19 protein-coding genes and 4 pseudogenes are annotated in these 21,105 nt (G+C 51.3%); 15 read left to right on the plus strand and 8 right to left on the minus strand.

Annotated elements, in window-relative coordinates:
• Positions 1–158: 158 nt before the first annotated feature.
• Entirely contained in the window at positions 159–512 is a 354-nt protein-coding gene (locus ACQ29O_RS00880) for a YiaA/YiaB family protein (protein WP_000340935.1), read from the plus strand.
• A gap of 22 nt (positions 513–534) precedes the next feature.
• On the opposite strand, the pseudogene ACQ29O_RS00885 reads toward ACQ29O_RS00880, so the two are convergent.
• Positions 535–1,529 (minus strand): annotated as a pseudogene (locus tag ACQ29O_RS00885) (acyltransferase).
• 165 nt (positions 1,530–1,694) lie between these two features.
• Between ACQ29O_RS00885 and ACQ29O_RS00890 the strand changes: the two are divergent.
• From ACQ29O_RS00890 to ACQ29O_RS00920, 7 genes and pseudogenes are all read left to right on the plus strand, one after another.
• Positions 1,695–1,997: a YsaB family lipoprotein gene (locus ACQ29O_RS00890; protein ID WP_000605594.1), complete on the plus strand. Its 303-nt coding sequence runs from the start codon at positions 1,695–1,697 to the stop codon at positions 1,995–1,997.
• Between the two features lie 138 nt (positions 1,998–2,135).
• Positions 2,136–3,047, plus strand: a complete 912-nt coding sequence (glyQ, locus tag ACQ29O_RS00895) for a glycine--tRNA ligase subunit alpha (RefSeq protein ID WP_001168551.1) — start codon at positions 2,136–2,138, stop codon at positions 3,045–3,047.
• A 9-nt stretch (positions 3,048–3,056) separates the two neighbouring features.
• Positions 3,057–5,126: a glycine--tRNA ligase subunit beta gene (gene glyS / locus ACQ29O_RS00900; RefSeq protein WP_001291748.1), complete on the plus strand. Its 2,070-nt coding sequence runs from the start codon at positions 3,057–3,059 to the stop codon at positions 5,124–5,126.
• Positions 5,127–5,515: 389 nt separating this feature from the next.
• A pseudogene (locus ACQ29O_RS00905) lies at positions 5,516–5,914 on the plus strand (transposase); the annotation flags it as partial.
• A gap of 171 nt (positions 5,915–6,085) precedes the next feature.
• On the plus strand, positions 6,086–6,553 hold the full coding sequence (locus tag ACQ29O_RS00910; protein ID WP_000702452.1) for a GNAT family N-acetyltransferase: 468 nt from the start codon (positions 6,086–6,088) through the stop codon (positions 6,551–6,553).
• Positions 6,554–6,730: 177 nt separating this feature from the next.
• Entirely contained in the window at positions 6,731–7,018 is a 288-nt protein-coding gene (locus tag ACQ29O_RS00915; protein ID WP_000965886.1) for a DUF1778 domain-containing protein, read from the plus strand.
• Positions 7,006–7,491 carry a GNAT family N-acetyltransferase gene (locus ACQ29O_RS00920; RefSeq protein WP_000533909.1) on the plus strand — a complete coding sequence of 162 codons (486 nt, stop codon included), beginning with the start codon at positions 7,006–7,008 and terminating at the stop codon, positions 7,489–7,491. The genes ACQ29O_RS00915 and ACQ29O_RS00920 overlap by 13 nt, the downstream gene beginning before the upstream one ends.
• 370 nt (positions 7,492–7,861) lie before the next feature.
• Here ACQ29O_RS00920 and cueP read toward each other — a convergent pair whose 3' ends face one another.
• From cueP to ACQ29O_RS00935, 3 genes are all read right to left on the minus strand, one after another.
• Positions 7,862–8,401, minus strand: a complete 540-nt coding sequence (gene cueP, locus ACQ29O_RS00925; protein ID WP_000047147.1) for a copper-binding periplasmic metallochaperone CueP — start codon at positions 8,399–8,401, stop codon at positions 7,862–7,864.
• Between the two features lie 172 nt (positions 8,402–8,573).
• Entirely contained in the window at positions 8,574–8,786 is a 213-nt protein-coding gene (gene cspE / locus ACQ29O_RS00930) for a transcription antiterminator/RNA stability regulator CspE (protein ID WP_000014594.1), read from the minus strand.
• Positions 8,787–9,073: 287 nt separating this feature from the next.
• Positions 9,074–9,364, minus strand: a complete 291-nt coding sequence (locus ACQ29O_RS00935) for an HTH-type transcriptional regulator (protein WP_000455790.1) — start codon at positions 9,362–9,364, stop codon at positions 9,074–9,076.
• A gap of 438 nt (positions 9,365–9,802) precedes the next feature.
• Here ACQ29O_RS00935 and ACQ29O_RS00940 point away from each other — a divergent pair, with 438 nt between their 5' ends.
• Positions 9,803–10,513 (plus strand): DUF3053 domain-containing protein, encoded by a 711-nt coding sequence (locus ACQ29O_RS00940; protein ID WP_000190524.1) that lies wholly within the window; start codon positions 9,803–9,805, stop codon positions 10,511–10,513.
• A gap of 49 nt (positions 10,514–10,562) precedes the next feature.
• Here the strand turns inward: ACQ29O_RS00940 and ghrB are convergent, their stop codons facing one another.
• Together ghrB and ACQ29O_RS00950 are read right to left on the minus strand one after the other, a co-directional pair.
• Positions 10,563–11,525 (minus strand): glyoxylate/hydroxypyruvate reductase GhrB, encoded by a 963-nt coding sequence (gene ghrB, locus ACQ29O_RS00945; RefSeq protein WP_000804673.1) that lies wholly within the window; start codon positions 11,523–11,525, stop codon positions 10,563–10,565.
• A gap of 218 nt (positions 11,526–11,743) precedes the next feature.
• Positions 11,744–12,406: an OmpA family lipoprotein gene (locus tag ACQ29O_RS00950; RefSeq protein ID WP_000747548.1), complete on the minus strand. Its 663-nt coding sequence runs from the start codon at positions 12,404–12,406 to the stop codon at positions 11,744–11,746.
• 152 nt (positions 12,407–12,558) lie between these two features.
• Between ACQ29O_RS00950 and ACQ29O_RS00955 the strand changes: the two genes are divergently transcribed.
• A complete protein-coding gene (locus ACQ29O_RS00955; protein WP_020937254.1) occupies positions 12,559–14,892 on the plus strand; it encodes a molybdopterin guanine dinucleotide-containing S/N-oxide reductase in 2,334 nt (777 codons plus the stop codon).
• Here the strand turns inward: ACQ29O_RS00955 and ACQ29O_RS00960 are convergent.
• Complete coding sequence (locus ACQ29O_RS00960) at positions 14,861–15,301, minus strand: N-acetyltransferase (protein ID WP_000619902.1); 441 nt, start codon at positions 15,299–15,301, stop codon at positions 14,861–14,863. The two genes, ACQ29O_RS00955 and ACQ29O_RS00960, sit on opposite strands and share 32 nt — an antisense overlap.
• Positions 15,279–15,860: a DNA-3-methyladenine glycosylase I gene (gene tag, locus ACQ29O_RS00965; protein WP_001188418.1), complete on the minus strand. Its 582-nt coding sequence runs from the start codon at positions 15,858–15,860 to the stop codon at positions 15,279–15,281. Before tag ends, ACQ29O_RS00960 begins: the two co-directional genes overlap by 23 nt.
• 156 nt (positions 15,861–16,016) lie before the next feature.
• Between tag and ACQ29O_RS00970 the strand changes: the two genes are divergently transcribed.
• From ACQ29O_RS00970 to lpfC, 5 genes and pseudogenes are all read left to right on the plus strand, one after another.
• Positions 16,017–16,721 carry an autotransporter outer membrane beta-barrel domain-containing protein gene (locus tag ACQ29O_RS00970; protein ID WP_000637061.1) on the plus strand — a complete coding sequence of 235 codons (705 nt, stop codon included), beginning with the start codon at positions 16,017–16,019 and terminating at the stop codon, positions 16,719–16,721.
• A 32-nt stretch (positions 16,722–16,753) separates the two neighbouring features.
• A pseudogene (locus tag ACQ29O_RS00975) lies at positions 16,754–16,879 on the plus strand (oxalate/formate antiport family MFS transporter); the annotation flags it as partial.
• A 358-nt stretch (positions 16,880–17,237) separates the two neighbouring features.
• Positions 17,238–17,762 (plus strand): long polar fimbria major subunit LpfA, encoded by a 525-nt coding sequence (gene lpfA / locus ACQ29O_RS00980; RefSeq protein ID WP_001747186.1) that lies wholly within the window; start codon positions 17,238–17,240, stop codon positions 17,760–17,762.
• A gap of 84 nt (positions 17,763–17,846) precedes the next feature.
• A complete protein-coding gene (gene lpfB / locus ACQ29O_RS00985) occupies positions 17,847–18,545 on the plus strand; it encodes a long polar fimbrial chaperone LpfB (RefSeq protein ID WP_001082122.1) in 699 nt (232 codons plus the stop codon).
• A gap of 22 nt (positions 18,546–18,567) precedes the next feature.
• A pseudogene (lpfC, locus tag ACQ29O_RS00990) lies at positions 18,568–21,095 on the plus strand (outer membrane usher protein LpfC).
• The last annotated feature ends 10 nt before the right edge of the window (positions 21,096–21,105 follow it).

Here is a 21,105-nt window from a genome sequence, read left to right on the forward strand (position 1 = left end):
GTTTTGGCCGAAAGGCATTTCCCGTAAATATTAATTCTATTGAATTATATCGAAGTAAGTATGTGTGTTTTCTGATTTTTATATTATTGCTGGGCAGGCGCCTTTTTCATCGCTATTTCTTCGCTTAATGTGTCTCACACAACCACAAGGAGAGTGAGATGGACGATCACGTTGCGCGCAGGAAACGGATATTCGGCCTGGGAATGTTAGTTGTCGGTGCAGTGGTATACCTGGTGGGACTGTGGCCAGGCTGTCATACATTAAGCGAAAAGGGATATTTTTTTGCGGCAATCGTCATGTGTGGTTTTCCAGTCTTAATTCGCCAGGAACACACGGGAAATGGCCGCTTGCTTTCTCGTTGCAAATCTTTGCTGTTGCTTGGCATCGGCATGGTCGCGGTCGGCGTATTTAACCTGGCGCTGGCGGGCGCGCTGAAAATACTGTGTCTGGTGGCGCTGGGGGTCAGTATATATGGAACCGATCTTTACGCTTCCTACAGTGATGATGAATGATGGCCGGAGCCATCATTGTCGTTTAGCTAACCCATTTCCGTTTATCAATACGCTGTAACAGCATGGAAAGTAGCAGGCTTCCTGTCACCGTCGCGGCAAAAACCCACACGATATCTAACGGCGGCCAACGTTTTAACTCCAGACCATTAGTACGTAGCGCATGGATAATCAGTGCGTGGAAACCATAAATGCCCAACGAGTGGCGGGAGATAAGCCCTAGTCCAGGTAACGTCCGCGCATTCAGCTTATTTTTAACTACCGTGAACAGTGAGACGGCGCAAATAAACACCATGGGACCGCAATACAGATACCAGGTATCGGCAAAATTTCCGCGCCAGCGTAATTCATGCAATGTGCCGCGAGAAATAACAAATACCGCGATGATGAACAGGGCAGCGCAGATAAGCGTCAGCGATGGCTTTTGCGTCTCCATCATGCCAATGGCGCGGCCCAGGATACCGTAGAGAATGTAGTAGAACGTGTCGCCGCTGATATACAGATTGATGGGCAACCATTCAACGCCGCCGATTTTTTGCGGCACAGTATTTGGGTTAGCAATAATACCAATGATCACCATCAGCATCAGGAGCATTTTGCCGCTCACGTTTTTTACCTGGATTAATGGCGATACCAGGTAGATCACCGCAATCGCAAAGAAAAACCACAGGTGGTAAAACACGGGTTTTTGCAGCACATTTTTTAGCGAAAGCTCGACGTTGATCGAAGTAAAAAGTGAAATGTAAGCCAGGGCGACAACGCTGTAAAAGATAAGGCACAGGGCGATACGTAAAAAATGCCGCGGTTGCGCGCAGCGCTCGCCAAAAAAAGATAGCCTGAAATCATAAAAAACAGGGGAACGCTAACGCGCGAAGCCGAATTCAGGACATTCGCAATATCCCAGTTTAGCGGGCTGACGCTGTGGGCGTTGGTGATGTACCACGTTGTAGTATGGATCATCACTACCATTAAACAGGCGATCCCTCGCAGGTTATCAATCCAGTTAATTTTAGGCTGCATCAGTTCCTCAGCTTCCGTTTGAATAGAGTTCCAGCGCGGTGGCTCACTGGAAAAATCCGACTTTCTACGCTACATCTTGTGATGGCGTAAGGAGATTCGCACAATGTTTCTGTTACCCACAAACCTTAATAATAAGACTGACCAGCAAACCAGACGGTAATAAAAATGATAATGAAGTATTTCTGTACTGTGATGATAGCCATCGCTCTGGTGGGATGCACTGCGACACCGCCACCGACGCAAAAAGCCCAGCAGAGTAAAGTGAGCCCAACACGCACGCTGGATATGGAGGCATTGTGTAAAGCTCAGGTGGCGCAGCGTTACAATACTGGCGCACAGAAAATTGCTGTTACCGGTTTCGAACAGTTTCAGGGGAGCTATGAGATGCGGGGTAATACCTTCCGTAAAGAGAGTTTTGTCTGCTCTTTTGATGCAGATGGGCAGTTTTTACATCTTTCTATGCGGTAAAAGCCGCGCCTGGTGAGGTGTGATGCCGCGAAATCCGGCAATTTTCGCTAAACAAACCGGTTTCATACTGTATATCTCGCATCCAGCGGGTATACTGGCTCCTTCCTTTAAATCCACACGTATCCAGCACGAAATAATATGCAAAAGTTTGATACCAGGACCTTCCAGGGCTTGATCCTGACCTTACAGGATTACTGGGCTCGCCAGGGCTGCACCATTGTTCAACCATTGGACATGGAAGTCGGCGCGGGAACTTCTCATCCAATGACCTGCCTGCGCGCGCTGGGGCCAGAGCCGATGGCGACTGCCTATGTGCAGCCTTCTCGTCGTCCGACCGATGGCCGCTACGGCGAAAACCCGAACCGCTTACAGCACTACTATCAGTTCCAGGTAGTGATTAAGCCGTCTCCGGACAACATTCAGGAGCTGTACCTCGGTTCTCTGAAAGAGCTGGGTATGGACCCGACCATTCACGACATCCGTTTCGTGGAAGATAACTGGGAAAACCCGACGCTGGGCGCCTGGGGACTCGGCTGGGAAGTGTGGCTGAATGGCATGGAAGTGACGCAGTTCACCTACTTCCAGCAGGTCGGCGGCCTGGAGTGCAAGCCGGTGACCGGTGAAATCACCTACGGTCTGGAACGTCTGGCGATGTATATCCAGGGCGTGGACAGCGTTTACGACCTGGTCTGGAGCGATGGCCCGCTGGGTAAAACCACCTACGGCGACGTGTTCCATCAAAACGAAGTGGAGCAATCCACCTATAACTTTGAATACGCCGATGTGGATTTCTTATTCACCTGCTTCGAGCAGTATGAAAAAGAAGCCCAGCAGCTGCTGGCGCTGGAAAACCCGCTGCCGCTGCCGGCCTACGAGCGTATTCTGAAAGCCGCCCATAGCTTCAACCTGCTGGATGCGCGTAAAGCTATCTCCGTCACCGAACGTCAGCGCTACATTTTGCGTATTCGCACCCTGACCAAAGCAGTGGCAGAGGCTTATTATGCTTCCCGTGAAGCCCTCGGCTTCCCGATGTGCAACAAAGACAAGTAAGAGGCGGCCATGTCTGAGAAAACTTTTCTGGTGGAAATCGGCACTGAAGAGCTGCCACCAAAAGCACTGCGCAGTTTGGCTGAGTCCTTTGCTGCGAACTTCACTGCGGAGCTGGATAACGCCGGCCTCGCGCACGGTAACGTTGAATGGTTTGCCGCCCCGCGCCGTCTGGCGCTGAAAGTGGCGAATCTTGCTGAATCTCAGCCCGATCGCGAAGTCGAAAAGCGTGGTCCGGCGATTGCTCAGGCGTTTGACGCCGAAGGCAAACCGAGCAAAGCGGCAGAAGGCTGGGCGCGCGGCTGCGGGATCACCGTTGATCAGGCCGAGCGTCTGAAGACCGACAAAGGCGAATGGCTGCTGTATCGTGCCCACGTGAAGGGCGAAAGTACCGAAGTGCTGGTGCCGAACATGGTAGCCACCTCGCTGGCGAAACTACCGATCCCGAAACTGATGCGCTGGGGCGCGTCTGACGTACACTTCGTGCGTCCGGTGCACACCGTGACCCTGTTGTTGGGCGATAAGGTCATTCCGGCGACTATTCTGGGTATTCAGTCTGACCGCGTCATTCGCGGCCACCGCTTTATGGGTGAGCCGGAGTTCACTATCGACAATGCTGACCAGTACCCGCAAATTCTGCTGGAGCGCGGTAAAGTCATTGCCGACTACGAAGCGCGTAAAGCCAAAATCAAAGCGGACGCTGAAGAAGCAGCACGTAAGATTGGCGGTAATGCCGACCTGAGCGAAAGCCTGCTGGAAGAAGTAGCTTCGCTGGTGGAATGGCCGGTGGTATTGACGGCGAAATTCGAAGAGAAATTCCTCTCCGTGCCTGCCGAAGCGCTGGTGTACACCATGAAGGGCGACCAGAAGTATTTCCCGGTTTATGACAACGCGGGCAAGCTGCTGCCGAACTTTATCTTCGTCGCCAACATCGAGTCGAAAGATCCGACCCAGATTATCTCCGGTAACGAGAAAGTGGTGCGTCCGCGTCTGGCAGATGCTGAATTCTTCTTCAATACCGACCGTAAAAAACGTCTGGAAGACCATCTGCCGCGTCTACAAACCGTGCTGTTCCAGCAACAGCTGGGCACGCTGCGCGACAAGACCGACCGTATTCAGGCGCTGGCGGGCTGGATTGCCGGTCAGATTGGCGCTGACGTCAACCACGCCACTCGTGCGGGCCTGCTCTCCAAGTGCGACCTGATGACCAACATGGTCTTCGAGTTCACCGACACCCAGGGCGTGATGGGGATGCACTACGCGCGCCATGATGGTGAAGCGGAAGATGTGGCTGTGGCGCTGAACGAACAGTATCAGCCACGCTTTGCCGGTGATGACCTGCCGTCTAACCCGGTGGCCTGCGCGCTGGCGATCGCCGATAAGATGGATACTCTGGCGGGTATCTTCGGTATTGGTCAGCATCCGAAAGGCGACAAAGACCCGTTTGCGCTGCGTCGTGCCGCGCTGGGCGTGCTGCGCATCATCGTTGAGAAGAACCTCGCTCTTGATCTGCAAACGCTGACCGAAGAAGCGGTGCGTCTGTATGGCGACAAGCTGACCAATGCCAACGTAGTCGATGATGTGATCGATTTTATGCTGGGTCGCTTCCGCGCCTGGTATCAGGATGAAGGTTACACCGTCGACACTATCCAGGCGGTACTGGCGCGTCGTCCGACCCGTCCGGCAGATTTTGATGCCCGCATGAAGGCGGTGTCTCATTTCCGCACCCTGGAAGAAGCCTCTGCTCTGGCGGCGGCGAACAAGCGCGTCTCCAACATCCTGGCGAAAGCCACTGAGCCGCTGAACGATATCGTCCACGCCTCCGTACTGAAAGAAGCGGCGGAAATTGAGTTGGCCAGACATCTGGTTGTGCTGCGTGATAAGCTTCAGCCGTACTTTGCCGATGGTCGTTATCAGGAAGCGTTGATTGAGCTGGCTGCTCTGCGCGCTCCGGTGGATGAATTCTTCGAAAATGTCATGGTTAACGCGGAAGAGAAAGATATCCGTATCAACCGCCTGACGCTGTTGTCGAAACTACGCGAACTGTTCCTGCAGGTTGCGGATATTTCGTTACTGCAATAAGCGTTCAGTTAAATAAACAAAAACCTGCTCTCGGGCAGGTTTTTTTATAACATAAATAGTATTAGTTGATTCGCTAATAATTCTGTAACTCATAGACGCGGTTATCTCTATTGATTGGCAAGAATTATTTCAGGAATACATTAACGCTGGCGGTACGGATATTGGCGTTAGAATAGCTGCGGGTGCTTGAGACTGTTTGTCTCAGGTATTCACCAAAAGGCAGACAGAGAAAATCCCCACCTGACTATACCCAAAATAATTCGAGTTGCTTAAAGGCGGCAAGGGAGTGAGTCCCCAGGAGCATAGATAACTATGTGACTGGGGTGAGCGAGCGTAGCCAACACATAAGCAACTTGAAGTATGAAGGGTATATAAATCAAAAGTGCACTGCGCCCATTATTGATCTCTTCAATAACGAAGCGATCTCCTGCAGTATTTCAGAACGTCCAACTATGCCGATGATCGATGACATGCTCATGAAGGCATTTGCCAGACTTGATGCGGGTACCAATCCGGTTCTTCATTCAGATCAGGGCTGGCAATACCGTCATTGATGGTACCAGTATCAGTTACGAGAGTTTGGCATCATCCAAAGTATGTCCCGCAAAGGCAACTGCCTTGATAATGCCTGTGCAGAATGTTTTTTCGGGACTTTAAAATCAGAAAGTTTTTACACCAGTAAATTTAAGGATATTGATGAACTTAAGATAGCTATTGAGGATTACATACGATACTACAATACCCGACGAATTAGCCTTAAATTTAACGGACTCAGCCCGGTTGAATAGCGCCTAAAGAGCTATCCAGGCAGAAATTAACAAGGTCTGTACAGGGATGCTATCAGGAAACCTGAACGTTGGTGGATACGGTCACGCAAATGTCTGCTATGAGCGAGGAACGGACGCCCTATTTCACAAAAATTAGTATTGTTCTACAAGTAACTCTCACAATGAGGTTTTATGAAAATCAGAAGGTTCAGTAATGGGGATGAAATATCGTTATTCAGAGTTTTTTTCTCATCTGTACATACGATCGCATCACACTACTACACACGTGAACAAATTGATGCCTGGGCCCCAGCAGATATCGACCTGGAGCGATGGGCCAATCACATTAAGGAATTACAACCTTTTGTTGTAGAGCTGGATGGTGAAATAGCTGGATATGCAGATGTTCAACCAAATGGATACATTGATCATTTCTTTGTATCAGGAACCTATTCAAGACAGGGGGTAGGGACACTACTGATGAATTGCATTCATGAGGAAGCCAGACAGCGTGGAATTAGTGAACTTACTTCAAATGTAAGTAAGGCTGCGGAAGTGTTCTTTCTACGACACGGCTTTCATATAGTGGAGCGAGGCTTTCCTATTTGCCGTGGAGTGACATTACAAAATGCTCTGATGAGGAAATGTTTGGCGAAATAATAGTCAGCCTGCAGAAAGGCAGCATTGTTCTTTTGCCTTGTTGAACTCAGTAAACCGCTACAATGAGCAATTTCCGCTTCTGGCACAAAGCGAACATCAGTATTCAAAAAATGAAAAACGACGACTTGATGTATACCGTTTGCTATACATGGTGGTTGTGCTATTCTTGTAAAGCAAATGCTATACAAGGGGTGTCTCATGAAATCAGATGTTCAACTTAACCTTAGAGCTAAGGAATCGCAGCGGGCGCTCATTGATGCAGCTGCGGAAATCCTTCACAAGTCACGTACAGATTTCATTCTGGAAACGGCCTGCCAGGCTGCCGAGAAAGTGATCCTTGACCGCCGTGTATTTAACTTTAACGATGAGCAATATGAGGAGTTCATCAATCTGCTTGATGCACCAGTCGCAGATGATCCCGTTATCGAAAAACTGCTGGCAAGGAAACCTCAGTGGGACGTGTAACAGCACCAGAACCTTTGTCCGCTTTTCATCAGGTAGCTGAGTTCGTCAGCGGTGAAGCTGTGCTCGATGACTGGTTGAAGCAAAAGGGCCTCAAAAACCAGGCTCTCGGAGCGGCCAGAACATTTGTGGTGTGCAAGAAAGACACGAAGCAAGTAGCCGGTTTTTACTCTCTGGCCACCGGTAGCGTCAACCATACAGAAGCGACAGGCAACCTTCGGCGTAACATGCCAGATCCCATCCCTGTCATTATACTTGCCCGTCTTGCCGTCGATCTCTCATTCCATGGAAAAGGGCTTGGTGCTGATTTACTTCATGATGCAGTGCTTCGTTGCTATCGGGTTGCCGAGAATATTGGTGTACGTGCAATCATGGTTCATGCACTTACCGAAGAAGCCAAAAATTTCTACATTCACCATGGTTTCAAATCATCACAAACTCAGCAGCGAACATTGTTCCTTAGGCTCCCTCAATAGAATGCAAAGACTGTTATGTTCAAATCGCTATAAGCGATAATTTGATAGAACGTCTAAGGTTAAATTCAGGAAGAATACGACGAACAAAATATTGATGAGACAGGAATCCGCGTGATGCAAGAAAGCAACGGAATGGATAATTCGATTGCGGACAATGTTATTTAGTTATAGCCAGAAACAAAAAAGAGCCCATGTATTAAATGGACTCTTTCGCTGATGCCTCGGTTAATCTGTCCAGGTTTTTGGGGTCAGTACAAAGTGAGCCCACCTCCGCCATTCTTGTGGCGTTATGCATTCTCAAGGCACTCTGTTAATTTTATCTTGTTGGCGTTTTATAGGCCCGATAACCCATTATGTTATCGGGCATTTTTTAACGTAATGGTAATTCCGTCAGACAGGTCTGGCTGTCATCTTTGGTGGCAATGGCATGTGACGCCGTTTTACCGTTGTAGCTTACTTCCAGCGTCCCTTCCATATTGCGCGGTAGCCAAACACCGATAAATCCGTTTCGATAGCTTTGCATCTCTTTTTGTACGATGACAGCGCCTTTACTGTCTGTCACTTTTACAGTGAACGGTTTATTCGGCATTTCTCCCTGACAGCCGGAAAGGCTGTGGTTAAAACAGGGGTGTGTCCGCCATTCATAGGGCGCAAAAGAGAGATAGAATTTGTCGCCTAACGGCAGCGTATAAATCTGCTCTCCGTCAGATAATTTGAGCTCGGTACTGGTAATCGACGCGGAGTAAGGCAAAGGACGGCTCTGCGGCGTCTGATCAATCGTATCCACGATCTGCTCAACCGTTTTTCCCGCCAGCCCATGTTGCGCCAGAAAAGCGGATTCTGAGGATGCCGCAAGCGCGGAGCCGCTGGCGCATAAACCCAAAAGTAATAACCATGATGATTTCGACATAACTTCAATTCCTTGTGAACAATCTCCTTGCCTACTATAGGGGTTCCCCTAAGGGAAAGGTCAAAGGGACGCAGGGTAAAGTAATGCAAAGTTATGCTGGGGGAGAGGGGGGAATTGGAATAAAAAAATCCCCGCCATCAGGCAGGGATTCAAAATTCTGAGCTTTTTAAGCTTACAGGCTGGTTACGTTGCCAGCTGCCGGGCCTTTAGCGCCGCTTTCGATGGTGAAGGAAACTTTCTGACCTTCGTCCAGAGATTTGTAACCATCGTTCTGAATAGCGGAGAAGTGTACGAACACGTCTTTAGAACCGTCATCAGGAGTAATAAAGCCGAAGCCTTTATCAGCGTTGAACCATTTTACGATACCAGTCATTTTACCGGACATAGTGTATTACCTTTTAAAAAATAAGTGTGCCTTTCGGCGTTATGGCGTGCTTTACAGATTTTTTAAGCGTTAAGGAAATGCGCACTACGAGGGGTATCTAATGGATAACTCTTGAAGGGACTTGCCTTACTAAACTGCTTTAATGGTCTGTACGTCAAACCGTTGAGCACATTAACTCATGTAATGCCGGGCGATGCAACTTTTATTTTACTTTATTTCTCCAGGCCAGTAATCGGGCGGGGAAAACGGTCCTTGCGCAGGACCGTTAAAACAGAAAGGGGTAAAAATTACTCCATCAATTGCTTACTTAAGCGTGGGTTCGCCTGTATCAGGCGCATCAATTTAAGCTCTGCTGGCGTGGGTTTTTCGCGTTTCGACTCCCATTCCTGAACCATGGCAACCGTTACGCCCAGCGCTCTGGCGAATTCATCTGTTTTTAGTCCCGTTCCTCTCCGTAACTGTTCAAATTCGGTAAAAGGATTGGGTTTTTGCGTCAGGGTGATCTTTCGCGTTTCATCTTTAAAAACAATTTGTTCCAGGCTGCTCAGCAGCTCAAACATCGGATCTTTATATTCCATTGAGAACTCCTGTAAATCACACAGCGGGATCGTGAAATGCATCGAAGCCTCTTAAGAATAGTCGGGAAACTTGCGGGTGGGGGGCGACGCGCCGCCAGGAAGCGCTATCGATTCGTTTCGATGCCTTACGCTACGCGACTTTTAGGACGCTAACAATTTGATCCAGGAAGGTATATCCGTCTTTCAGAAAATAATTGTAAAGATTAAAAAAATATTACATCCCCCGCTGGAAAGCTTTCTTGCCGCGTTTTTTATCGCAGTGTCAGGTCAAAAATTAACAATAAAATAACAAATTAAGCATTGATGCAGATAAACATAATTTTCCGCTACAAGATCGCGTGGAAAGGGTATCCTGCAAGCCTGACCTGGACTATCCTTGTAAGCCGTCAGGCACGCAGGTGTCGTTGTGCGCATTTTTGGGTGAAAGGAGTATTAACAATGGCGACAGGTAAGTCCTGCTCTCGCTGGTTTGCGCCTGTTGTGGCGTTATTAATGGTGTTTAGCCTGAGCGGGTGTTTTGATAAAGAAGGCGATCAGCGCAAAGCGTTTGTCGATTTCCTGCAGAATACAGCAATGCGTAGCGGAGAGCGTTTACCAACGCTGACGGCCGATCAGAAAAAACAGTTTGGTCCGTTCGTGTCTGATTACGCGATACTGTATGGCTACTCGCAGCAGGTAAACCAGGCGATGGATTCCGGTCTGCGCCCGGTGGTCGATAGCGTTAACGCCATCCGCGTTCCGCAGGATTATATGACGCAACGCGAGCCGCTGCGGCAGGCAAATGGTTCGTTAGGCGTGCTGGCGCAACAGTTGCAGAATGCAAAACTGCAGGCTGATGCCGCGCATGGCGCGTTAAAGCAGGCCGATGACCTGAAACCTGTGTTTGATCAGGTCTACAAAAAAGTAGTCACCGTGCCGGCAGATGCTTTGCAGCCGCTGATCCCGGCGGCGCAGATCTTTACGCAGCAGTTGGTACAAGTGGGCGATTATATTGCGCAACAGGGCGAGCAGGTGAGCTTCGTCGCGAACGGCATTCAGTTCCCGACCTCACAGCAGGCCAGCCAATATAATGCGCTGATTGGGCCGTTGGCCTCGCAGCATCAGGCGTTTAATCAGGCCTGGACGGCGGCGGTAAACGCAACCCAGTAATGACAGTCTGCCCGATAAGCGCAAACCAGCGCTTATCGGGCCTGTAGCGCTATCCCGCCGCCTGCGGGTTGACGCAGTTCTTCTCTATTTTTCCCTGCAGCGCATCAATCAAATTATCCACCGCACAGGCCATCATGTTGTAGCGCGTCTCATGCGTTGCCGAGCCAATATGCGGCACCGCGACGACATTAGACATGTTCAGCAGGGGCGAATCCACAGATAGCGGTTCCTGTTCAAAGACATCCAGACCTGCCGCATATATTTCACCGTTTTGCAGCGCGGCAATCAGCGCGTTTTCATCGGCCACCGGGCCGCGTCCGGCATTAATAAAAATGGCGGACGATTTCATTCTGGCAAACTGTGTTGCGCCAAACAGATGTCGCGTTTCTGCCGTTAGCGGCAGGATCACGCAGACAAAATCAGCCTCCTGCAACAACGTATCCAGATCGCAGTAGCGGGCGTTAAACCGGTCCTCCGCCTCCTGATGCCGCCGACGGGCGTGATAGAGAACCGGCATGGTAAACCCAAAGTGCGCTCGCTGCGCCAGCGCCATCCCGATACGCCCCATCCCAACGATACCGAGTGTTTTGTGATGCACATCGACGCCAAACCATGCCGGGCCAATGCTTTCTGTCCATTCACCCGCCTTAACCCGTTCTGCGACGTCCACCACGCGGCGGGCAGTGGCCAGCATCAATGCCATCACCGTATCGGCAACGGTTTCCGTCAAAACGGCAGGCGTGTGCATCAGGACTATTTTGCGGGCAGTAAGGGCGTCCACCTCGACATTATCGTATCCCACCGAGATGGTTGACGCCGCGCGTAGCGCCGGCATTTTTTCCAGCAGCGCGCGGTTAACGGTTTCGCTGGCGCCCAGAAGGCCTTGCGCGCTGGCAAATGCCTGCGCGTGTCGCGCTACCGTTTTCGGTACCTGGGTGACGGTAAAATGCGCCTCCAGGCGATGCAGCAAATCATCAGGCAGGGTTTTGTAGAGAATGATGGACGGCTTCATGCGACTCTCCGTAAATCAAAAGGTAAGCGCGGCATGCGCCAACCGGAACAGGCTTATTATTAACCCGCTTAGCAATAATCGACCAGCCGATTTTCCCGTTGTCGGCAGCCGTATCGTGGTAAATGGTGAATGAATACCGAATAATGCGAGGTGTATCCGGTCTGGCGAGGGAATAATGCAGGCCGGGTAAAGCATGCCGCCTTACCCGGTACGGTAGTTTACTGCAATGGACTCAAGGTAATTTCGACGCGGCGGTTTTGCGCTTTACCTTCTGCCGTACTGTTGCTGGCGATCGGGTTCGCCGGACCCATTCCGCTGGTACGGATACGGCTGGCGTCAACGCCCTGGGTGATCAGCGAACTGGCGACGGAGTCAGCACGCTGCTGCGACAGACGCATATTCAGATCGTGGCTACCGGTGCTGTCGGTGTAGCCCACCACATTGACGGCGGTCTTGGGATACTCTTTCAGCACCATCGCCACGCCGGTCAGCGTGTTAGCGCCTGCCGGTTTCAGCGTCGCGCTGCTGCTGTCGAAGGTGACATTATTCGGCATATTCAGAATGATATTATCGCCGCTTCGCGTCACGCTAACGCCTGTGCCCCGCATTTTGTCACGCAGTTTCGCTTCCTGTACGTCCATGTAGTAACCCACGCCGCCGCCCAGCGCCGCGCCAGCCGCCGCGCCAATCAGCGCGCCTTTACCGCGATCTTTTTTGGAGGAGGAGAGCGCGCCGATGCCTGCGCCGACCAGCGATCCAATACCCGCGCCAATGCCGGATTTACCTGCTTCGCGTTCGCCGGTGTAAGGGTTTGTTGTGCAGCCAGATACTGCCAGGGCGCCGCTCACGATGGCAGCAATCACAAATACACGTTTTTTCATCTTAAATCCTTATCACTTTTTTATTTTTACCACAGCGACCGTGGCGGTTGATTATGACGTCTGCACATGAAGAAAATTCCAGGGAAAACTCTGAAATTTGTAAGTAACATTGATCGGCAAAATAAATAATCCCAATAATTCAGGAGCGAACCTTGACCCACGCACCATCGCGTCATTCGGTATTGACCGCCGCACACTGGGGGCCAGTCCGCGTTGAAACCGACGGAGAACGCATTTTTGCCTCGTATGGCGAACTCCCGACGGCACACCAGAACTCCCTGCAAACCGTTGTGCATGACCAGGTGCACAGTAAAACGCGGGTTCGCTTCCCGATGGTGCGTAAAGGGTTCCTGGCTTCTCCCGATAAGCCGCAAGGCATACGCGGGCAGGATGAGTTTGTTCGCGTAAGTTGGGATGACGCGCTGGACCTGATCCACGCTCAGCACAAACGTATTCGCGAAAGTTATGGGCCATCGTCCATCTTCGCCGGCTCCTACGGTTGGCGTTCGAACGGCGTATTGCATAAAGCGGCTACACTATTGCAGCGTTACATGGCGCTGTCGGGAGGGTATACCGGCCATCTTGGCGATTATTCCACCGGCGCGGCGCAGGCTATCATGCCTTATGTGGTGGGTGGCAACGAGGTTTACCAGCAGCAGACTAGCTGGCCGGTGGTGCTGGAACACAGCGAGGTGGTGGTGCTCTGGAGCGCGAACCCGCTGAATACTCTGAAAATTGCCTGGAATGCCTCGGATGAACAGGGGCTCGACTATTTTGCGGCGTTGCGACAAAGCGGCAAGCGCCTGATCTGCATCGATCCGATGCGATCGGAAAGCGTCGACTTTTTTGGCGATAAGATGGAGTGGATCGCCCCGCATATGGGCACCGATGTGGCGTTAATGTTGGGGATCGCCCATACGCTGGTGGAAAACGGTTGGCAGGATGAAGCGTTCCTTGCCCGCTGCACAACGGGTTATGACCGCTTCGCCGACTATCTTTTGGGCACGACCGACGGTACGGCCAAAACAGCGGAATGGGCGGCGGAAATTTGCGGCGTTTCTGCGGTGAAAATCCGCGAACTGGCGGAAATATTTCATCATAACACCACCATGTTGATGGCCGGTTGGGGAATGCAGCGTCAGCAGTTCGGCGAGCAAAAGCACTGGATGATCGTTACGCTGGCCGCAATGCTGGGGCAGATTGGTACGCCTGGCGGCGGGTTTGGTTTTTCTTATCATTTTGCTAACGGCGGAAACCCGACGCGCCGCGCCGCCGTGTTAGCCTCGATGCAGGGAAGCATCCCTGGCGGGGTCGATGCGGTAGATAAAATACCGGTGGCGCGTATTGTCGAGGCGCTGGAAAACCCCGGTGGGTTTTACCAACACAATGGGATGGATCGCCGCCTCCCGGATATTCGTTTTATCTGGTGGGCGGGCGGCGCGAACTTTACCCATCATCAGGATACCAACCGTCTGATTCGCGCGTGGCAAAAACCGGAACTGGTCGTTATCTCGGAATGTTTCTGGACGGCCGCCGCGAAACACGCGGATATTGTTCTGCCTGCGACCACCAGCTATGAGCGTAACGATTTAACCATGACCGGCGACTATAGCAATCAGCATTTGGCGCCGATGAAGCAGGTCGTGTCGCCCCGGTGGGAGGCGCGGAATGATTTTGACGTTTTTACTGAACTGAGCGAACGGTGGGAAGCCGGCGGTTACGCTCGGTTCACCGAAGGAAAAAGCGAGCTGGCGTGGCTGGAGACTTTCTACAATATTGCCGCCCAGCGTGGCGCCAGCCAGGGGGTGACGCTGCCGCCGTTTGCCGCATTCTGGCAGGCTAACCGTTTACTGGAGATGCCGGAAAATCCCGCCAACGCGCAGTTTGTGCGCTTCGCGGATTTTCGCCGCGATCCTGATAACCATCCGCTAAAAACGGCCAGCGGCAAAATCGAAATCTATTCTGCGCGCATTGCCAGCTATGGTTATGCGGATTGTCCCGGTCATCCGATGTGGCTGGCGCCGGATGAGTGGCACGGGAACGCCGATGCGGGGCAGGTTCAGCTACTTTCCGCGCATCCGGCGCACCGTCTGCATAGCCAGCTTAACTACAGTTCGTTACGGGAGCGGTATGCGGTGGCCGGACGCGAACCGGTGACGATTCATCCGCAGGATGCGACAACGCGCGGAATCGTCGATGGCGATACGGTACGCGTCTGGAATCATCGCGGGCAGGTTCTGGCGGGCGCGGTCGTTACCGACGGAATTCGGCCTGGCGTTATCTGTATTCACGAAGGCGCATGGCCGGACCCTGAACCTACCGCAGGCGGCATATGCAAAAACGGCGCGGTAAACGTCCTGACAAAAGATCTTCCCAGTTCCCGGCTGGGGAACGGTTGTGCGGGCAACACCGCGCTGGTCTGGTTTGAGAAATATACCGGCCCGGCGCTACCGCTTACGGCGTTTGATCCGCCTGCCAACTCATAATCCAGGTGGGGTGGGCGGTATCCTCCTGCCAGGCGCTATCTTCAATACGAAAACCAAGCGCATGGTAGAAGTTTACGGCGGATTGATTTTTCTGGTAAACCTCAAGGCTCAGCAGAGGAAAACGTTGCTGGACATATTCCAGAAGCGCTTTGCCAATGCCGTGTCTTAACGCGTCGGGGGCGACAAACAGCGCCCCGACAAAACGGGCTTCCAGTACGCTGACGAAGCCTTTCAGTTGTCCATTTTCCTCCCATACCCAGGTTTGTGCGGCGGGTAAATAGACGTCGCGTACAATTGCTTCGCTCTCGTGCCAGTAACGTTCTTCGATAAAGGGATGGGCATAAATGGTACTTTTCATCCACAGCGCCAGAATAGACGCCATGTCTTCACTCTGGGATTTGCGAATCATGTTTTTCTCCCGGATGGCAAAAACAGCCGGTAATATGGTCGTTGACCAGTCCGCACGCCTGCATAAAGGAGTAACAGATAGTCGTACCGACAAACTTGAAACCGCGTTTTTTCAATGCCTTAGCAAGCGCATCGGACGCAGGTGTTGAGGTGGGGATCTTATCCAGGCTGGCCGCCTGGGTGATCTGCGGCTGGCCATCAACGAATGACCAGACAAAATCGGCGAAAGACTCGCCGTTTTGCTCCATCGCAAGCCAGGCGCGGGCGTTACTGATAATGGCCTGAATTTTACCGCGATGTCGTATGATGCCCGTGTTCTGCAGCAGGCGTTCAACATCCTCCTCCTGCATAGCTGCGATGCGTACCGGGTCAAACTGATGAAAACAGGCGCGATAGTTCTCTCTCTTTTTAAGCACGGTGATCCAGGATAAACCGGCCTGTTGACCTTCAAGACAGATCATTTCAAACAGCTTTCTGCTGTCAGTTTCCGGTACGCCCCACTCGTTATCATGATAGGCAATATAAAGGGGGTCCTGGCTGACCCAGTCGCAACGCTGCATAGACTTCCTCGTTATTGTGGTTACCGCGAAAATTTCCTTCAACCCGCCTTGACGGGCCCGCTAAAAGGACAATAGTTAATACAGGGCTGATGCCCGACATCCTTCATTCAATGACAATAATATCGCCGAATTCGGCTCTACTCTGGAGTCGCGTTGATGATTGTAAGAAAACGCCGTGGTCGCCGGACGTTGTGTTGTCTGGCGGGCCTTATGGCCTGCTCGTTTTTTATCAATACCACGTATGCCTGGCAACAAGAATATATCGCTGAAGCGGCTCCGGGGCATACGACGGAACGCTATACCTGGGACAGCGATCACCAACCGAATTACAACGACATACTGGCCGAACGTATTCAGTCTACGCAAAATACAGTGGGGCCGGTGCTTAGCCTGGCGGATGAAACCCCGCTTGATGCGACCAGCGGTATCAGTATGGGCTGGAATTTTCCGCTTTCCCGACGCGTGACCACTGGGCCGGTCGCGGCGCTGCATTACGACGGTTCGACGTCATCAATGTATAACGAATATGGCGATAGCGCGACGACATTAGCGTTTACCGATCCGTTATGGCACGCCAGCGTCAGTACGTTAGGCTGGCGGGTAAGCTCGCAGTTCGGCGATGTCCGTCCCTGGGCGCAAATCAGCTATAACCAACAGTTTGGGGAGAATATCTGGAAAGCGCAGTCCGGGTTGAGTCGTATGACCGCAGGAAATCAGGCGGGAAACTGGCTGGATGTCACCGTAGGCGCGGACGTGTTACTTAACCCGCACCTGGCGGCGTATGCGGCGTTTTCCCAGGCGGAAAATAGCGCTACGGATAGCGATTATTTGTATACCCTGGGGGTGAGCGCCAGGTTTTAACTTAAAAATTATAATCGAAACGCAGTGATAACAGCTCTTGTGGCGGAAGTAGGGTGCTAACCTTCTGCGTTATCTTTGCGCTGTTAATTATCTCGCTGGCACTTTCCACCACTATTCGCCATCCGCAGTGGGAGGGGGTTAGCGAAGCGTCTGCGTAACACATGCAACACCAGGCGTACAGCGCACCCATTTGGTGCCCTTTTTTTATTTAGCACAAATACCTAATCAATTGTAGTTAAAAAAACGTCTAATAAATAAGGAAGACATTTAACTTATTTATGAATAGGAAGAAATAATATATTAATTATATTAATTTATTCTTAATAAAAAATTACATTTATGTACGTTGCATTTGTAACATATTGATTTCTATTCTTTTTAAGATTAACTAACAATTGTTTTTATATATACTAATTATAGTATCCAATACCCACCTCTATACACTCCATTTCCTCACAGAATGCAGATAATCCTAAGGATGCGTTCTGTTATCTACCGTCATAAATGGAGTTTTTAATGAAAAAGGTTGTTTTTGCTCTGTCTGCTCTCGCTGTAGTTTTCACTTCTGCTTGCGCTGCTGAATCTGGTGACGGCACCATTAAATTCACCGGTGAAATCGTTGACGCGCCATGCGTCGTTTCTACTGACTCTCAGAACCAGGAAGTTGTGCTGGGTCAGGTTAAGAAAAATATCTTCAAAGCCATTGGCGACAAGTCTTCTTCTAAGCCTTTCCAGATCAAACTGGAAGACTGTGACATCACCTCTAATACCAAAGTTAACGTAAGCTTCAATGGCGTTGGTGATACAGACGATGCGACACTGGTTTCTGTTAACACTGAAGCAGGTGCGGCAACTGGCGTGGGCATCGGTATCTACGACAACGCTAACAAGCTTGTTGAAATGAACACCAGTAAATCCACCACTACGTTGGCTGCTGGTCAGACCGTGCTGTACTACACCGCTAACTACGTTGCAACAAAAGATACTGTAACCACTGGTTACGGTAACGCAGAAGTGGACTTCAACCTGTCCTACGAATAATCGAATTTTCGTTAATACAGACAATCATAATGGCAACGGAAATCCCGTTGCCATTTTTTCCAGCGGAGGCTCAGGAAGAGAATCATGAACCGCTCACGTTTGATATCTTGCACAGCACTGGTGCTGGCGTTGATTGCTCAAAACAGTTTTGCCGGAGGCGTGGCATTAAGCAGCACGCGTGTTATTTATGACGGTAGTAGAAAGGAAGCTTCTCTTACGGTAAATAATAAAAGCACCACGGATGAATTTCTCATTCAGTCATGGATTGATGATGCTAACGGTAATAAAAAGACGCCCTTTATCATCACTCCACCGTTATTTAAATTAAGCCCGACTAAAAATAACGTTTTACGTATTGTTAATACGACGAACACGTTACCGCAGGATCGCGAGTCCGTTTATTGGATTAACGTAAAAGCTATTCCTGCCAAAAGTGAAGACGCGGAAGCTAAAAACGTACTGCAGATCGCCGTATGTACCCGCTTAAAACTGTTCTATCGCCCGGCGGGCCTGAAAGGCAATAGCATGGACGGCTGGAACAAACTGCAGTTCACCAGCGCAGGGGCTAACCAGATCAAAGTGGAAAACCCATCTGCCTTTAACCTGACGTTTAATAAATTTTATGCCAACGGCCGTGATATTGAAAAAACGGGAATGGTTCCGGCAAAAGGCTCATTGAATATTGAGCTGCCAGCCGGCACCGGCAAGGTAAGCGAAGTTAAATACAACATTATTAATGACTTTGGCACGGCTGGCGACATGTTGACACAGCGCGTTAACTAACACGTTTTAAAGGATTATTACTATGACATGGACGCATCTTCCTCTGGGCAATAAGACCTCGCGTTTCACGCAGTCTGCGCTTGCGCTGATGATAGCGGGTACGCTCCCCGCGTATGCGGGAACATTTAACCCGCGCTTTCTGGAGGATGTGCCGGGTATTGATCAGCACGTTGACCTTTCAATGTATGAATCCAATAAAGCTGAACACCTGCCAGGTAAATACCGCGTCTCGGTGGTGGTCAACGAAAAAAAATGGAGTCTCGCACCCTGGAGTTTAAGGCAGCGACAGAGGCGCAGCGCGCAAAAATGGGTGAATCCCTGGTGCCGTGCTTAAGCCGCGTGCAGCTTGAAGATATGGGCGTGCGTATTGATAGCTTCCCGGCTCTGAAAATGGCCCCGCCTGAAGCCTGTGTTGCTTTTGACGACATTATTCCCCAGGCCGCCAGCCATTTCGACTTTGCAGACCAGACCCTGATCATGAGCTTCCCGCAGGCTGCGATGAAGCAGACAGCGCGCGGTACGGTGCCAGAATCGCAGTGGGACGAAGGGGTGAATGCCCTGCTGGTGGATTATAACTTTTCCGGCAGCAACGCCAGCTATGACGCACACGACAGTGAAACCAGCTACAACAGCGACAGCTACTATCTGAATCTGCGCAGCGGTATGAACCTGGGGGCATGGCGGTTACGTAACTATAGCACCTGGACGCGAAACGACGGTAACAACACATGGGATAACATTGGCACATCTCTAAGCCGTGCCATTGTGCCGTTGAAATCACAGCTGACGTTGGGGGATACCTCCACCGCCGGTGATATTTTTGACAGCGCTCAGATGCGCGGTGTGCAGTTAACTTCCGACGAAGAGATGCTGCCTGACAGCCAGCGCGGGTTTGCGCCCGTCATCCGGGGTATTGCCAAAAGTAACGCCGAAGTTACCGTTGAGCAGAACAACTACGTTATTTACCGTACGTTTGTTCAGCCGGGTGCGTTTGAAATTAACGACCTGTATCCAACCTCAAACAGCGGCGACCTGACGGTCACCATTAAAGAATCGGACGGCAGTGAGCAGAAGTTCGTTCAGCCGTTCTCCTCGGTGGCGCTCCTCCAGCGTGAAGGCCATCTCAAATACAGCCTTTCCGCCGGGGAATACCGTGCCGGGAACTATAACAGCGCCGAGCCAAAATTCGGGCAGCTTGATGCCATGTACGGCCTGCCGTATGGCTTTACCGTTTACGGTGGTGCGATCTTCTCTGACAACTATTACTTGCTGGCGGGAGGATTAGGTAAAAACTTCGGCTATATCGGCGCGATCTCCATCGATGTAACCCAGGCAAAAAGCAAGCTGGCAAATGAGGAGAATTCGGAAGGTCAGTCTTATCGTTTCCTCTATTCCAAGAGCTTTAACAGCGGTACCGATTTCCGTCTGCTGGGTTACAAGTATTCGACCAGCGGCTATTACACCTTCCAGGAAGCGACGGATGTGCGCAGCGATGCGGACAGCTCTTATAGCCAGTACCACAAACGTAGTCAGATTCAGGGCAACGTGACGCAGCAACTGGGCGCCTGGGGCTCGGTCTATTTTAACGTCACGCAGCAGGATTACTGGAACGATGAAGGTAAACAGCGTTCGCTGAATGCCGGTTATAACGGCCGTATTGGCCGCGTGAACTACAGCGTTGCTTACACCTGGACGAAAAGCCCGGAGTGGGATGAGAGCGATCGTTTACTGTCATTCTCCATGTCGATTCCTCTGGGACGCGTGTGGAGTAACTACCACCTCACGACCGATCAGCATGGCCGAACCAACCAGCAGTTAGGGGTGAGCGGCACCGCGCTGGAAGACCGCAATCTGAACTATAGCGTACAGGAAGGCTACGGCAGCAACGGCGTGGGTAACAGCGGCAGCGTGAACCTGGATTACCAGGGCGGCGTGGGTAGCGCCAGCCTGGGTTACAACTACAACCGTGACGGCCAGCAGGCGAACTACGGTTTGCGCGGCGGTGTGATAGCCCATAGCGAAGGTATCACTCTTTCTCAACCGCTGGGTGAATCCATGGCCATTATCTCCGCGCCGGGCGCGCGCGGCGCGCACGTGATCAACAACGGTGGTGTGGAAGTGGACTGGATGGGTAATGCGGTCGTGCCTTACCTTACTCCGTACCGTGAAACGGAAGTCTCACTGCGAAGCGACAGCCTGAACAACCAGGTTGACCTAGATACCGCCTCCGTCAACGTAGTGCCGACACGCGGCGCGATTGTTCGTGCCCGCTTCGATACCCGAGTGGGCTATCGCGTGCTGATGAATCTGACGCAGGCCAATGGCAAAGCGGTGCCGTTTGGTGCTACCGCCACGCTGCTGGATACCACAAAAGAGTCCAGCAGCATTGTGGGTGAAGACGGTCAGCTTTATATCAGCGGGATGCCGGAGAAAGGTGCCCTTCAGGTGAACTGGGGTAAAGACCAGGCACAGCAATGCCGCGTGGCGTTTACGCTGCCGGAACAACAGGATAATACCGGCGTGGTGATGGCGAATGCCGTCTGCCGGTAACAGGGAAGGA

Origin of the sequence: Salmonella sp. GDC200615, from assembly GCF_050574145.1 — a bacterium.
In the GTDB taxonomy this organism is placed as follows: Bacteria; Pseudomonadota; Gammaproteobacteria; order Enterobacterales; family Enterobacteriaceae; genus Salmonella; species Salmonella enterica.

What these genes read in the sequence shown, in the direction of transcription:
- ACQ29O_RS00890 (WP_000605594.1), top strand. Translation starts at nt 1,695, where the DNA reads ATGATAATGAAGTATTTCTGTACTGTGATGATAGCCATCGCTCTGGTG.
- ACQ29O_RS00960 (WP_000619902.1), bottom strand. Translation starts at nt 15,301, where the DNA reads ATGATTCGCAAATCCCAGAGTGAAGACATGGCGTCTATTCTGGCGCTG.
- glyQ (WP_001168551.1), top strand. Translation starts at nt 2,136, where the DNA reads ATGCAAAAGTTTGATACCAGGACCTTCCAGGGCTTGATCCTGACCTTA.
- ACQ29O_RS00940 (WP_000190524.1), top strand. Translation starts at nt 9,803, where the DNA reads ATGGCGACAGGTAAGTCCTGCTCTCGCTGGTTTGCGCCTGTTGTGGCG.
- glyS (WP_001291748.1), top strand. Translation starts at nt 3,057, where the DNA reads ATGTCTGAGAAAACTTTTCTGGTGGAAATCGGCACTGAAGAGCTGCCA.
- ACQ29O_RS00880 (WP_000340935.1), top strand. Translation starts at nt 159, where the DNA reads ATGGACGATCACGTTGCGCGCAGGAAACGGATATTCGGCCTGGGAATG.
- ACQ29O_RS00950 (WP_000747548.1), bottom strand. Translation starts at nt 12,406, where the DNA reads ATGAAAAAACGTGTATTTGTGATTGCTGCCATCGTGAGCGGCGCCCTG.
- cueP (WP_000047147.1), bottom strand. Translation starts at nt 8,401, where the DNA reads ATGTCGAAATCATCATGGTTATTACTTTTGGGTTTATGCGCCAGCGGC.
- ACQ29O_RS00910 (WP_000702452.1), top strand. Translation starts at nt 6,086, where the DNA reads ATGAAAATCAGAAGGTTCAGTAATGGGGATGAAATATCGTTATTCAGA.
- cspE (WP_000014594.1), bottom strand. Translation starts at nt 8,786, where the DNA reads ATGTCCGGTAAAATGACTGGTATCGTAAAATGGTTCAACGCTGATAAA.
- ACQ29O_RS00970 (WP_000637061.1), top strand. Translation starts at nt 16,017, where the DNA reads ATGATTGTAAGAAAACGCCGTGGTCGCCGGACGTTGTGTTGTCTGGCG.
- ACQ29O_RS00935 (WP_000455790.1), bottom strand. Translation starts at nt 9,364, where the DNA reads ATGGAATATAAAGATCCGATGTTTGAGCTGCTGAGCAGCCTGGAACAA.
- lpfB (WP_001082122.1), top strand. Translation starts at nt 17,847, where the DNA reads ATGAACCGCTCACGTTTGATATCTTGCACAGCACTGGTGCTGGCGTTG.
- tag (WP_001188418.1), bottom strand. Translation starts at nt 15,860, where the DNA reads ATGCAGCGTTGCGACTGGGTCAGCCAGGACCCCCTTTATATTGCCTAT.
- lpfA (WP_001747186.1), top strand. Translation starts at nt 17,238, where the DNA reads ATGAAAAAGGTTGTTTTTGCTCTGTCTGCTCTCGCTGTAGTTTTCACT.
- ACQ29O_RS00915 (WP_000965886.1), top strand. Translation starts at nt 6,731, where the DNA reads ATGCTATACAAGGGGTGTCTCATGAAATCAGATGTTCAACTTAACCTT.
- ghrB (WP_000804673.1), bottom strand. Translation starts at nt 11,525, where the DNA reads ATGAAGCCGTCCATCATTCTCTACAAAACCCTGCCTGATGATTTGCTG.